Here is a 14,221-nt window from a genome sequence, read left to right as displayed (position 1 = left end):
TAATATTGTTGTCTACGTGGTTACAGTTTACCATGTATAAAATAACACATGTTTCTATCAATGGTTTCAGAAGGTATTTTAAGCTAGTCTGTATGCTTCAAATATGTTATCCTCATAATTTTCCCACAACAAATTACTGCGTGCAAATTCGTAGGTTTTGAGGCGTTTTACAAATACTTGTTCCAAATCAGAAAGTAGATTCTTTACTTTATCTACCATATCAACATAGTCATCAAAACCCACCACATTATCCTGTAAGGAATCAAAAATGGGTTGCAAAGAGTTTGTACTCAACACAATTAGACCTGCATGAGCGTATTCAAATGCCTTATTTGGACTACAGAAACGATGAAAAGGATGTTTCTTCCATGGTATGAATCCGGCGCTGTTTTTTTCCATTTCGTTAAACATATCTTTTCTGTCCATAAAACCATGATATTTTATAAATTCTGAATCTGAACACGTCCAGCCGATCACACTTAATTTACCCAATGAACCCTTATCAAACAAATCTATGAATCCATCGATGTTTTTTATTGGCGTTTGATAGCCTTTGAATGGAGATGTTCCTGCATACACCGATGAGAAATGATCGTGTCTTTTTGGAGGTTCGATTCTTTCAATTTCGCTCTTCAATGGAAAATTAGGTAGCAAAAATACTTTGTTTGAAATTTTAGATAAATCCGACTTTATTGACACGGAGGGTACCAAAGATGGATAACGGGTTATTATTTCTTGTTCCCATTCAATCCACATTTTACGCAAATTTTTCTTGATTTGATTACCAAGTGTTGTGATGTTACGTTTTATCTGGTCTATGCCGTCAGTATGATCGTAACCGAGACCAGTGCTACTTTCATACTGATAAATCAAAAATTTTGACCAATATTCATGGTTATCGTAAACAACGGGGTAAGCGTTAATCTCTTTGGCCATTTTTGCCGAAAACACATTGTGAGCGTGAATAATATCTGGTCTTACTTCCGCAAGGACTTTATTCATCTGCTTTTTGAGAATGTGCCATTGATAAGGCAGTTTGTACCGAGCTTTTGGATTCCATTTTAGATTGTAGATTTGAGAAAAAACATCTCTTGTATAACTTGGCTCAGGTGTTGATCCTGCAAAATACACTTTATGTCCCCTATTCTTGGAGCTTATAGCAGCTTTTTCAATTCTCCAGTCTGGAAGCGAACCATCTGACAAATGTAATATCTTAAGAACCAAATAACAGATCGGTCAATCCGAGAAATTTATAAGTGTTAATGATTCATTTTTCGAGTTTTGCTTCATTTTATCCATAAATATTCATAAGAGTATATACAATGTTAAATTAATCTTAGTTGAACATCATTCATGTCTGGGATCAGTCTGGTGTGGCGTGTATTTTAGCTAAATATCAAAACAACATGGGTCACAATGCTAAAGTCATACGAAGAGTTAATTATGATCCTTATGGTATTTACGACTTTTATAAAGATCTTGTCGAATTTATTGATGAAAATAGTTTTCTTGAATTCTGTCTAAAGCAAGCAAATCAGGCGGACGTTTTGCACATCCATAGTCGCACAGAAGTATTGTTGTATCTAAAAAAAAAATTAGAAAACAGAATAAAAATCATAATGCATTTTCATGGATCAGATCTGAGAGGAATTAAACAAAATTATTCAAATCAGAAAATCACTTCCATTCCAAAACTGTTATTTAAAAACTATAATTCGAATCGAATAAGGGAAAGAAACAATTTGTTAGCAGAAGAATATGCGGATAAGATATTCCTTTCTACCCCTGACTTGCGTGATAAGATAAAAAAGGCAACTCCAATCATCCTTCCTAATCCAGTAGATACTGATCATTTTTTCCAATCGGGTGCAAAAGAAAACAGTTCCAGAAATAATGCTTTTACATTCAGCACAGAAGCGACATCGAACTCTAGTTGGATAATAAACTATTGTAAGAATCACGGCTTAGACAACCTGCAGATTATCGATCGTACCAAGTATCCAATAAGTTATGAAAAGATGCCTGAATTCCTCAAAAAGTTCGATACTTATGTAGACATAAGATATGTAAATGATAATTTATTAAATAACTTTAGCAAAACAGCCCTTGAAGCTTTGGCTTGTGGACTAAGAGTCATTGACTATGCATTCAGATCTTGGAACAGTTTGCCGGCCGCAAACGAACCGACAAATGTAACAAAAAAGGTATTGCAAATCTATGAAAGCATCTCCTAAATTTAGGATAGTAGGTAGATATACTTTGCAATGTTTTAATGGTAATTAGATAGAGATGCGGATACTACACCTTTCCGATAGCTCGCTTCCAGACTGGAGAATTGAAAAAGCTGCTATAAGCTCCAAGAATAGGGGACATAAAGTGTATTTTGCAGGTAGAAAAACATCCCAAAATTATGAATCAATTTTTGAAAAGAACTTTGTAATTCCATGGAATTCGCGGTCCAGAAACAGGTTTCCTGTGTATTGGTCTAAATTAAAGAAGCAGATGAATAAAGTCCTTGCGGAAGTAAGACCAGATATTATTCACGCTCACAATGTGTTTTCGGCAAAAATGGCCAAAGAGATTAACGCTTACCCCGTTGTTTACGATAACCATGAATATTGGTCGATTTACTTAATGAGACAACTTGAATCAGATGCAAGTACAAATACAATCAAATCGGGCAAGTCCGAAAGACTCCATAAGGTCTTCGAAAGACACCTTAGGAACTTTCTGAAATCCAGATATGTAAAAGTATGGTCAAGTCTGGAGAAAGAACTAGTTTCTTCTACACCAACAATTACAGTATCAAGCACAATAGTTAAAGACTTAGAGAAAGTGGGAAAGAAGGTATATCTTGTTCCAAACTTTCCATTGAAGAGTGAAATTGATTGGATTCCAAGACCAGTTTTTCATCAACACAAATCTTCAGTTTATGCAGGGGTAGAACCAACTGGAGCACTTAAATCAATTCATAGAAATATTGACGGATTCATAGATTTGTTTAATAATGATCTGATCAACGATATTGGAAAATTGTACATAATAGGATGGAAGAGCGAATCAACACCTACCACAGAATTTTTGGGATTTTTGGGTAGAAAGGAAATGTACAGACAGATGCAAAACCATTCAATAGGAATTATACCTTTTAGAGCTCATTGGTCTCATATTTTTATCAGCCCCAATAAGGCTTATGAATACGCTCATGCAGGTTTATTTGTATTGTCTTCTTCTGGTTTTGTTCCCGTGTTTGATACCTTGATGGATCATTGTCTTTCTTTTGAGGACTATAAGGATTTACAAAAGAAACTAAAATTTCTGTTTGACGATATGGAAGATTTGTACTCCAAACGCCTCAAAACCTACGAATTTGCACGCAGTAATTTGTTGTGGGAAAATTATGAGGATAACATATTTGAAGCATACAAACAGGCATGAATGATCGAATATCAATTTAACTTAGAAACGAACGGCAGCAGAAGATCTAAACAAACATAAAGACTATCCCACCTCTTTTAGATTACAAAATCCTTATATCATTACTAATTTTTTTTACTACATGGGGAATTATTATGTGATTGTTACGTGTAGGAATTCAGAAGACACAATTGAGAAAGCAATCCTTTCACTACATAATCAAACGATTAAACCCGAATATATCATAACTATTGACGATGGTTCCACTGATAGGACCCCAGAGATACTAAAAAGAATGAGCGGAGAAATGCAAAATCTATTTGTCATAACCAACCCCGATATGGGATACGATGTAACCAGAATTGTTAAGAATTGGAATAAGGCAATACAATTTTCAAGAGAACATAACTTGAAACCTACCGACTATCATATGATAGGAACAGATGACACTATCTATGAGCAAGATTATGCAGAAAAGATTATTTCGTTGATGGACAATAACCAAGATCTAGCAATAGTATCTGGCAGATACGATGAGAACAGGTACGAAAAACCTCATGGTGCAGGCAGGTTTGTACGAAACTCCTTTTTTAACAATGCTCATTATCTTTATCCAGAAAAAATGGGTTATGAATCAGTCGTATTGATTACCGCATTGAAAGCAAAGATGAGGTATATGATTCTTAGAGGAGCTAGATTTGAACATACACGCCCATTGGGTCAAAATCATCACTTTTATGAATTTGGGGCAAGTATGAGAACACTTGGATATCATCCACTTTTTGCGTTTGGAAGATTTTTAAAATATTTTATCACAGGCAAACCTATTGGAAGAATGGGTGCGTTGTATATGATTTATCATTATATTAGCTACAAACCAAAAGAAACAGGTTATGACAGTATGTATCCAGAAGATATCAGAAAATATTTGAGACAAGAGCAAATTGATAAGATAAAGTCTGTTCTTAGAATCAAATAGTAAATATTTACACATTGGCGTTACTAGTAATTACAAAGTATTTTACTAATATTGTACACAGCAAACTGCCCAAATTCTTGAATCTTAAAAGATGACAGATCTTTCAAAATAGAGTCGTTACTTGAAACAAGCAATATCGTTGCAGACGTGGAATCCGAGTTACTCGAGGTCATATTACATAGTCCTAGCCCAGAATTTTCAAAGAGAGAATTATTTTTAAAACTTAAAGGTTGTAGAGTATTTTCTTCGTACTTGAAATCAATTTCAGGATCTAAGAACAAAGAAAACCAACCCCTCCAATGAATAGAACCAATAACAATAGAATTTCCTTGTGTATTTCTATTGATCCAGTCGATCAATTGCACTATATCTTTATTCTGATCTATATCAAATGAATTGATAGACATAGAGATTGGCATAATAAATTGTGTTAGATTGCCAAAATACCCTGGTATCGTAGAAATAGTTCCAAACTGAGGAGAGAGTATGAATACAATACCATAAATAATAAAGAAAGAAAAGAATGTGGCAAAAGTAATCGCCCTCAAAAACCCAGATTTTATGGAGGTGTTTAGCAAAGAGAAACCATGCGCGGAAAAGATGGAGATAAATAGACCAGAAATAATAACCCAGCGTTCGGGAACTAGATATTCATAGTTAGGAACTATAATCCAGCTAAAAGAACAAACCAAGGCAATTATTGTTGGGACTTTCAAAGGTAAGAAAGCTAACAATGGTTTCAAAAAACCATACACAAAAAATGGAATAAGAATTCCATATAAGGAAACGAATAATACAATTATTTCAATAATTGAGTACGAGTTAAGGTCATATACAGGATCGACCAATGTCTGAATAATACCTGAATCCATAGAAAAAATCGAAATCTTATCAAATGCAATCAGATAAGAGATAAATAGTATAACAAACGAAGAAGAGATTAACAACAGATATTTATTCCTAAACAATAGAGCACAAATTAATGAGGCAAAAATAAGAAGTATAGAAACCATTCGATCAGTCAATACACTGACCAGTATGAGACAAAATAGTAGTAAATAGGATAAACCTGATTGGTAAGATATTTTACTATTTTGATAAACGCCATTTATTAATAAAAGACTAAAATTAAAAAAGATTATAGAGAGTAAATCTCTATACAGGTCCCAAGATATACGCAAGGTACTCAATTGAACCAATACGAATAAGGAAAACAAAATACTCCGAGTAGGAGAAATGTTCATTACTTTTGTAAACAGTAAAAAGAGAGAAACACCTAATACACCATACAAGAAAATATTGAAAAAATTGAAAGAAGTGTATGGATCTATCATAAATATTTCGGAGAAAGAAGAAACTGCAAACAAATAGATTGGATATGATGTCGACCAGTTGATCCCATTCTCAGAAAAGTTATATAAAAGAGGCAAATAGTAATTTATAGAATCATATCCAATTGGATAAGGATAATTCAGATATACGGGAATAGTACGGATTATACAACCAATACAGAAAACAGTTATGATAAAAAGGGGTAGTAATCTATTTAATAAAAAATTCAAGCATATTTATTCTCCATTTTCATATATTTATCTAGTTCAACTAACTCATTGAATTCCTTGAACTTCATCATTTTCTCCTTCATTGATTTTGTAGTGCCAGTTCGTTTCAAGGTATCAAAAGTATTATAAATCGCATACGTAGAAGAATACAATCCTGAAAGCGGGAATAATGCAATTTTGTAACCTAAATCCAACAATTCAGAAGCGGTTAGATTAGGAGTAACCCCCTCCTCAATAATATTAGCTACCAAAGGAGCATCTATCTGTGCAGATACCATTTTCATATCTTCAATAGAATGAGGAGCTTCTACAAAAACTATGTCTGCACCTATCTCTTTGTATAATTTTCCCCGTCTGATAGCCTCATCGAGACCTAGTGGAGCCGCGGCATCTGTTCGTGCCACTATAAGAAATTCTGAATTTCCTTTCTTAGCATCAATAGCTGATTTGAGCTTTTGCACGTATTCGTTTGAATCAATCACTTCCTTTCCTCTCATATGCCCGCATCTCTTTGGCCAGACTTGATCTTCAATAAACATACCCGATGCACCAATCCTGAGTAAATCCTCAACAAGTTTGGCCACAGTCAAAGGATTACCGTAACCCGTATCCACGTCAACTATCAAAGGAATATCTACTGCCCTGGTTATCCGACGCGCCGTATCTAAGGTCTCTGTAATACTTAAAAAACCAAAGTCAGGTAAAGCCAACATAGAAGCCGATGTTCCATAACCGGTTTGAAATATTGCTTCAAAGCCCACGTGTTCTGCAATTTTTGCTGTTAGAGCATCATAAACACCAGGCATAACTAAGATACTATTTTCACGTTCCAGTAATTTTCTTAAAGACAAATAATTGTTTTTGTTTCGAGTTCTTTATAATTTTATTTAAATACTGATGACTCGTAATTACCATCCAGATTACAAATACTTACAAGTAATCTAGAAAACAGATACACACATCCTATGTATTGCTTTGATGTAGTTTAAAATAAATTAGTTTGAATATGTTTTCTGCTACGCCATCCTTTTTATCTGGTGGAAAATCGAAATAGTTTCGTTCTCTATCTAACGCGGTTATCTTGTTTGTATCAGAGCCAATTACAGATTCTTCTAATCCTACATCATTGGCAATTATTAAATCCGATCTAGACTGAACCAATTTATGCCATGATCTTGTTAACAGGTTTTGAATTCCAACTCGATATTCTGCTTTGAACGCTACAAGAAACGTGCTTTTTTGAATATGTTTTACTTTTTCAACAATTTTAATAGTAGGTACAAGATTCAGCTGTAACGAAGGATTATCCGTTGAGATTTTCTTTTCAGAGGTAGTACTAGGCTTGAAATCTGAAACCGCTGCAGCCAATATTACAAAGTCGTAATTGGTCCTCTCTAGCTCTCTAACAATAGCCTCAGCCATTTGATCTGTTGTTTTAGTTTCTATTATTTGAAGACGGTTGTTGAAGCGAGTAGAAGAGATTTCTTTAAATTTTTCATCGATTTGAGTCATACCTTTCACTATAGTAACATCTAAACCATATTTGAGAGACTGTTTTATCAAGGAGAGGCCCATTTTTCCTGAGCTTGTATTAGTAATAATCCTTATCGGATCTATATATTCAATTGTACTGCCTACGGATATCATAATCTTCTTATTAGTAAAATAAAATAACAAATCTTTATCTTTGATATCAGAAAGTCGATCAACTTCATTCTTACAAAAGAAATTCCAGTTGGTTTCAACCTGTGATGGTATGGGATTAATCGAAGTAGCATGTGACAGAATAGCTGAAATACTTTGTGAAAGTACTAGATCAATTGGGGCCACCTTGGCTTTATCTTCTTCCATAACAGGTGTAGAAAACATCACGCCCATATTCTCTAATTTCTGGATGTTTGATTTTATTATATCATTATAATACATTGCTTCATGCATCGCTGGTGCTATGATTATTGGAATCGCCGACCCTAATCCTATGGATAATACAGAGGTTACAGGTGTATCATCTATTCCACTTGCAAATTTACCGATGGTATTAGCGGTACATGGATAAACTACAATCAAGTCTGACGTATTGTAATTGGCCACTTTAACGTGTTCTAATTCACCGGTTAGTTCTGAAACTACTTCATTACCACTAGCCCAAGCAAAATATTCTTTGTTCATAAATTTTTCAACAGTTTTCGAAATTACTACGTATACTTCGGCACCATGTCTCATAAAAGTACGAATAAGATCAATTGCTTTGTAGCATGCCACACTGCCTGTCACACATACGACTATCTTTTTACTCCTAAACTCCTGTCCTAACGATCCTTTAATGTCCTTTGATGGATGACAATCAGTCAGTTCAGAAAAAGCAGAATTATCTAAATATTTGATATTTTTACTACTATTATTCTTTCCCATTTTGCAAATTCCCTTGATTTTTATTTCTTAAGATCCATGGCGACTTCTCATAGTGGAAAGATAATTTGTAAAGTTTATTGATTCCTCTTCAGGCATCGAAAAAGCATGTTCTTCACCTGGAAAAATACCAGAAAGTATTTCTGATTTGTATCTCTTTACTGCTTCTACGCTTAATGTAAATGAATCTAGGTATCTCTTTACAAATTTTGGTTTAAAGTTATTAAATAGACCTAATAGATCATGATAAACTATAACCTGGCCATCGCATCCAGAACCTGATCCTATTCCAATAGTCGGGATTGTCAATGCTCTGGAAATTTCATTTGATACTTCTTTTGTAACCAATTCCAGTACAAGACTGAAGGCACCGGCTTTCTCTATTTCGATTGCTTGATCATATAGTTCTATAGCAGCATCAGAAGTCTTTCCCTGTACCTTGTACCCCTGCCAAAGAACTGTTGTTTGTGGCTTTAATCCAATATGTCCCATTACTGGGATTCCATACTCTGTTAGTCTTCGAATCAAAGGAATTACTTCAAGTCCACCCTCGATCTTTACTGCATGGCATCCCAACTTGATTAACTTAACGGCGTTTGCAACAGCCAACGTCATATCAACTTGATATGAGCCAAACGGCATATCCGCAACAATCAAAGCATTTTTTGTTCCGTTTACAACACTTTTACAGAAACTCATCATCTCTTCCATAGTAACGGCTATAGTAGAGGAATTCCCCATCATAACCATCCCGGCGCTGTCACCCACCAACGCTATATCTATACCCGCTTCGTCGCAAATTTTTGCACTAGTAAAATCATAGGCAGTAATAACTGCAATTTTTTCAGCTTTCTTTTTTTTCTGTAGTATATCGTGAATACTAGGACTCATATCACTGTATACCCACTGATAATTTCAGCATTCTTAAGATCAGTGTTATTGAAAAAAAATATCATTAAATTTGATCCTCCTTGTATCTGTTCATTATAAACAGGGCATCTTTTAAGCCTTTTTTATTATCATAACTTTTTACAATTGTATAAAGATCACTTTCAGAAGAATTTTTTTCATGATACTTAATTCGCTCAATGAGTAATGGAATAACTCTGATAATATTATCAACTATAGTAATACTTGCTTCCATAGAGGTTCTTGAAAGAGGATTTAAATCAACTGTAATCACCTTTTTGCCCATTTTTTTTAATGCCAAAGTTCGATCGCCGTCTTCAAGTGGTACGAAAACAGTATCAGCTTTAAAGATTCCGTTGCTATCAACAAGTCTCCTATTACTTTCAAGTTCTGGTATTCTAACCAGATTATCAGGATTAGTACCCAATACATTTGAAACTCCATATTTTGCTAGCTCTTGAAAAATCTTTGACTCTCGCTCTTTAGTATAATAAAATAAGTTGATTTCCAACATTGACTTTTTGACTGACCGATGCAATGAGCAAAGCAAATCAGGGCACAACGCAGCTACATTTCCATTAACAGAGATCACTGGATAGTTAGAGATCAGTATCTGAGCTGCTGCTGCATCTATTGCCATCCTGGCAGAATCTGTAGTACGCTCTCCAATCAAATAGTCAAAGCATTCACCTCTCCCATGCGCTATTAATCCCTCCAAAGCAACTAAGCCATTCTTGTACCCTGCAACTATTTTTTCTCGTGTCATCAGTGAAAAATATCTTGGATGTGTTGTAGGAATAGTCACATCTCTATTCACATTTACTCATCCTATCTTACCTTTTTTAGTATCCTAGCACCCAAGTTGTCAACATGACATATAATCAACTCGCCTTGATATCTTTTTAGAATATCAATTACTTGGCCTAATTGATAATTAGGAATTAGAGTAAACAATGTATGTCCGAACAAAGCTACGCTAGATTTGAGACCCTTAGAACGAAGATGCGCAAGTGGTTCCTTACATTTTCCCTCAGTTAATCCACAAAGTGAAGCAAATTTAAAAGAGAAATCCATAAATTTTTCAACGCTCATGGATTGACCCAGTTGCTTTACCATCTGTTTGCCTACTTCGTTTATGTTGCTAAATTTACTCCCGCCCAGATACTTTGAAAGAAAGATATCAGTTTTTATTGGCTCCATACAAAGTATTACAGCACACCATTCGGAAGACAATTCAGTTTTTTGTATTCGGCATACCCCCGGGCCACCAATACTTGTTCTCAGTTCCACCCCACCAGTATATTCTGATACAACTGTGCCTCTTCCGGTATTACAAACGATATCAGCCTGATGGGCCATTTGGGCTGCTTGGAGACTTGAAAGCCCCGTTCCAAGAGCCTCATTTAGGGCATAAGATAGACCTAGCGCTGCAGAGCCACTTGAGCCCAATCCATATCCAATTGGTAAGTTAGATTCATGATCAATAGATATCAAAACAGGTTTTTGTATTAGAGACAAATAGTACTCGGTCACATATTTTGAAACTCGCAACTCACAATCCAACATACCATTTAACTTTATTTCGTAATTCATATCAGAGGAAGGAAAGACTCGCACTGTCGAGATAATCCCCCTGTCAATACTAAATCCAGCGCCTAAAGATCCTTGAAATTTAAAATCCAAGTCCGGATCTCCTTGGTTCTGAGCAGAAAAAAAGCCAGTGACATGACCAGGACAATAAGCTTTTGAAACAGCAATTGGAACCTGCGAAACGATAACCAATATAATAGTAAATAGAAATAAAGCAAATATAAAAATATAGTATAATTTGTTTATACTAATATAAATTTAGTATGACAATTTATACTAGAATATTACAGCAAATTGGGAGCAGTATTTTGATATCACTACCTAATGAATGGATAAAAAAAAATAAGTTATCTAAAGGGAATACTGTAACAGTAGAGACTAACGTAGACAATACCATATCAATATACAACAGTTATCAGGAAGAAGAGATCAAAATTGTATTTGAATTAAACGAAGGTTCACAAGATCAAAACAAGATAGAAAATTCTTACGACCATGCAAGTTTGAATGAAAAAATTATAAAAATTATTTTAAACAAAATTTTTGGAGCATACTTGCTTGGTTACAACAGAATAACTGTTCACTCCAAGAATCAAATATCTTTTGAAAACAGCGAAATCGTAAAAAAAGCGACCAGAAAATTAATAGGGTTAGAAATTGTCGACGAAAACAGTTTTAGTATAAGTTTTCAATTTTTGATTGATGCGAGAACTCTTAACATTCAAAAAATCCTAGGTATGATGAATTCAATCATTCATGGAATGTTTAGAGAAACCATTCACTCATTAAGCGGAGACTTTAGTAGTGATTTGAAAAATAAAATTGCAAGCAGGGATGATGAAATAGATAGACAATATTTCCTCCTTGTCAGGGTCATTAGAACAGCAATAATGAACAAGAAACTTGCGAGTACCTTAAATCTCACTAACATAGATATGCTTGACTACCGAATAGCCGCAAACTACTTAGAGACTGCTGGAGATTTGATTGCTGAATTGGTAACATATCTGTCTAGATATAAATGGCCTAATCAAATTTCTACGCTAATTAAAAAAATAGGATATTCTCTAGAAGAGATGCAACATTATGCCATAGAGGCTTTCATAAGCACCAGCAGAGACAAGGCATTTAAAGTAATTGAAAACTATGAGGACTTTAAGCAGAACATAGCTGAGCTAAAAAAGAACATAGCGTCTAACCAAATTGAAAATTTAGACGAAACATATTCAATTACATTGGTAAATAGCATTTCATGTTTAGACAACATCGCAAAATGCTGGATAGATATAACGGATCTTGCAAAGCCAACCTATACACTGAAATAGTATAAAAAAGAATTTAACATACGATTGTTAGGTAGTTAGATGCTATTTTAGCAAATAGACATCAAGAACTTAAGAAAAATCAGCGTTCCCTCTTTCCGCCTATGAAGTCCATAAAGTTGGATTTAGCTTCAGAATACGACATTTGGATTGGAGGATGTTTAAAACAATATGCAGATATGCTTTCCAATGGACCAGAGACTCCTCTGTCCATAGCGATTTTGGCACCTCTTATAGCATCAATCATCACTCCCGAGCTATTATATGCATCTGGCACACGCAATTTCAAGTCCAGTTCTATAGGGACCTTACCGAAAAATCTTCCCTTCATGTAAATATAACAAACTTTGTCATTTTGTAAGAAATTTACATAATCAGATGGACCTATTCTCATAGGTATGTCATATGGGATCATTGCCTTAACAGCAGAAGTCTTGCTAACTCGTTTATCTTCTAAACGATCTTCATCTAGCATATTGTAAAAATCCATATCACCTCCTATGTTCAATTGATAAGTTTCGTCGACAGATACCCCTCGATCAACCCATAATTTTGCCAACGTTTTATGGACCACGGTGGCACCCACCTGACTCATCACGTCATCACCTGCGCAAGGAATATTTTTGTCACCGAATCGATTATACCATTCGGGGTTGGAAGAAATAAAAACAGGAATTGCATTTATGAAGCAAACACCAGCTTCTAAGCATTTTTCAGCGTAGTAGTGGCTAGCTTTTTTACTTCCAACAGGTAAATAGTTAATCAAAATGTCAACATTGGCATCTTTCAGTATTTTTTCAACGTTCACTTCGAATTCGTCTGAGACCTTTACGACTTCCGAGAAGTGGCTGCCAGCACCGTCCAATACACCGCCTTTCTGAACTTTAATTCCAAAAGAAGGAACGTCAACAATACGTAAAGCATTGTTAGGTGGAGCAAATATTGCTTCTGACAAATCTTTTCCGACCTTTGATTCAGCTATATCAAATGCAGCAACAAAATTTATGTCACCTGGTTCATAACCACCCAAGTTAAATGATGTAAGACCAATTGAATCCTTTTGAGAGGAATTGGAGTTATAATATTGAATTCCCTGAATGAGAGCAGAAGCACAGTTGCCTACACCGGCTATTGCGACATTGATTTTTTTACCCATAGTTACAATCTCATATTCAATTTTAATATAAATTTTACAAAGACAAATCAGACATCCATAAAAGATGACAATCAAAAGTAGGGTTACGAAAGGAAATAATAAAAATAAAGCAAATCCTGCAAATATCTACTCGATAAAAAATCAATAAAAGAGCAATTATATCAACAATTATAGAAAATAGTTCTCCTCATCATTATCCTCAGAATACAACAAATGAGGTACTAGACTTTGTGATGCAAACACGCTCAATCTATATGACATATAAATTTGGGAAAAAGATTTTCACAAATTCAATATTCTACCCACTTACAAAACCAAGGAATTTGATCCCTAACAACCATTCATTCATTCATTTATTCATTCGACAGTCAACTTAGGAATATTGAATTGATAATTTGACTTGCTGTAAGAGGAAGAAAAAGCTTGAAATTCAATCATTTACTCTATTTTATAGACACCCTTTCCCTTTTGAATGAATCAGGGAGACTAATTTGTTGGCTCTTCCATAAAATCAGATTTTATTGATGCTATCATCTCCTTTTTCAAAAGAATTTAATACATCAAAATACTCTATTGGAATATGACTATGTCTTGTTTGAGATGCGGAAAAATGATGATTTGGATTAACGGATCAATTAGCCACAGGCATGACATCAATTATTACGAATGTAATCATTGTAATATCAAGGTTGTAAAATATCCTGATGATCAAATCTTCGAAGTAGAAGAAGATAGAGAAGAAAGATAAGCCAAAGTTTGGCGTTTATAATGTGATTTAGGAAGGTACCAGTAGCCTATTGAGATACTATAATGTATATGATTTATTGTGAAAAAGTTTGATTTTGTACAACAAACCATATCTAGGGTTATATAGAAT

Annotated in this window: 13 protein-coding genes; 5 read left to right on the top strand and 8 right to left on the bottom strand. The window is 34.5% G+C overall.

The genetic code is table 11. The features are described 5' to 3' along the window. Nucleotides 1–78: 78 nt before the first annotated feature. Nucleotides 79–1,224, bottom strand: coding sequence for a glycosyltransferase (locus tag NFRAN_RS11070; protein ID WP_172602315.1), 1,146 nt, complete (start codon nucleotides 1,222–1,224; stop codon nucleotides 79–81). A 116-nt stretch (nucleotides 1,225–1,340) separates the two neighbouring features. On the opposite strand from NFRAN_RS11070, the gene NFRAN_RS11065 reads away from it, so the two are divergent. The 3 genes from NFRAN_RS11065 to NFRAN_RS11055 all read left to right on the top strand — a co-directional run bounded on the left by NFRAN_RS11065 (nucleotide 1,341) and on the right by NFRAN_RS11055 (nucleotide 4,396). After that, complete coding sequence (locus NFRAN_RS11065; RefSeq protein ID WP_134485043.1) at nucleotides 1,341–2,234, top strand: hypothetical protein; 894 nt, start codon at nucleotides 1,341–1,343, stop codon at nucleotides 2,232–2,234. 55 nt (nucleotides 2,235–2,289) lie between these two features. Next, nucleotides 2,290–3,438 (top strand): glycosyltransferase, encoded by a 1,149-nt coding sequence (locus tag NFRAN_RS11060; protein WP_134485042.1) that lies wholly within the window; start codon nucleotides 2,290–2,292, stop codon nucleotides 3,436–3,438. Nucleotides 3,439–3,559: 121 nt separating this feature from the next. Next, entirely contained in the window at nucleotides 3,560–4,396 is an 837-nt protein-coding gene (locus NFRAN_RS11055) for a glycosyltransferase family A protein (protein ID WP_134485041.1), read from the top strand. A gap of 23 nt (nucleotides 4,397–4,419) precedes the next feature. Here the strand turns inward: NFRAN_RS11055 and NFRAN_RS11050 are convergent, their stop codons facing one another. From NFRAN_RS11050 to NFRAN_RS11025, 6 genes are all read right to left on the bottom strand, one after another. Then, entirely contained in the window at nucleotides 4,420–5,343 is a 924-nt protein-coding gene (locus NFRAN_RS11050; protein WP_134485040.1) for a hypothetical protein, read from the bottom strand. A gap of 611 nt (nucleotides 5,344–5,954) precedes the next feature. Beyond that, nucleotides 5,955–6,809 (bottom strand): isocitrate lyase/PEP mutase family protein, encoded by an 855-nt coding sequence (locus tag NFRAN_RS11045; RefSeq protein WP_232038004.1) that lies wholly within the window; start codon nucleotides 6,807–6,809, stop codon nucleotides 5,955–5,957. Nucleotides 6,810–6,921: 112 nt separating this feature from the next. Continuing rightward, a complete protein-coding gene (locus NFRAN_RS13990; RefSeq protein ID WP_172602314.1) occupies nucleotides 6,922–8,370 on the bottom strand; it encodes a phosphopantothenoylcysteine decarboxylase in 1,449 nt (482 codons plus the stop codon). Nucleotides 8,371–8,397: 27 nt separating this feature from the next. Beyond that, nucleotides 8,398–9,258 (bottom strand): 3-methyl-2-oxobutanoate hydroxymethyltransferase, encoded by an 861-nt coding sequence (gene panB / locus NFRAN_RS11035; RefSeq protein WP_134485039.1) that lies wholly within the window; start codon nucleotides 9,256–9,258, stop codon nucleotides 8,398–8,400. A 64-nt stretch (nucleotides 9,259–9,322) separates the two neighbouring features. Then, nucleotides 9,323–10,081 (bottom strand): phosphopantothenate/pantothenate synthetase, encoded by a 759-nt coding sequence (locus NFRAN_RS11030; RefSeq protein WP_134485038.1) that lies wholly within the window; start codon nucleotides 10,079–10,081, stop codon nucleotides 9,323–9,325. A gap of 23 nt (nucleotides 10,082–10,104) precedes the next feature. Beyond that, nucleotides 10,105–11,058: a pantoate kinase gene (locus NFRAN_RS11025; RefSeq protein WP_134485037.1), complete on the bottom strand. Its 954-nt coding sequence runs from the start codon at nucleotides 11,056–11,058 to the stop codon at nucleotides 10,105–10,107. Nucleotides 11,059–11,129: 71 nt separating this feature from the next. On the opposite strand from NFRAN_RS11025, the gene NFRAN_RS11020 reads away from it, so the two are divergent. Then, nucleotides 11,130–12,191, top strand: coding sequence for a PhoU domain-containing protein (locus NFRAN_RS11020; protein WP_134485036.1), 1,062 nt, complete (start codon nucleotides 11,130–11,132; stop codon nucleotides 12,189–12,191). A 79-nt stretch (nucleotides 12,192–12,270) separates the two neighbouring features. Here the strand turns inward: NFRAN_RS11020 and NFRAN_RS11015 are convergent, their stop codons facing one another. Continuing rightward, nucleotides 12,271–13,344, bottom strand: coding sequence for an inositol-3-phosphate synthase (locus NFRAN_RS11015; protein WP_134485035.1), 1,074 nt, complete (start codon nucleotides 13,342–13,344; stop codon nucleotides 12,271–12,273). A 586-nt stretch (nucleotides 13,345–13,930) separates the two neighbouring features. Here NFRAN_RS11015 and NFRAN_RS13985 point away from each other — a divergent pair. Continuing rightward, on the top strand, nucleotides 13,931–14,092 hold the full coding sequence (locus tag NFRAN_RS13985; protein WP_172602313.1) for a hypothetical protein: 162 nt from the start codon (nucleotides 13,931–13,933) through the stop codon (nucleotides 14,090–14,092). Nucleotides 14,093–14,221 lie beyond the last annotated feature (129 nt).

Source organism: Candidatus Nitrosocosmicus franklandus (genome assembly GCF_900696045.1).
Lineage (GTDB): Archaea > Thermoproteota > Nitrososphaeria > Nitrososphaerales > Nitrososphaeraceae > Nitrosocosmicus > Nitrosocosmicus franklandus_A.
This window is presented reverse-complemented; position numbering and strand designations above follow the sequence as displayed.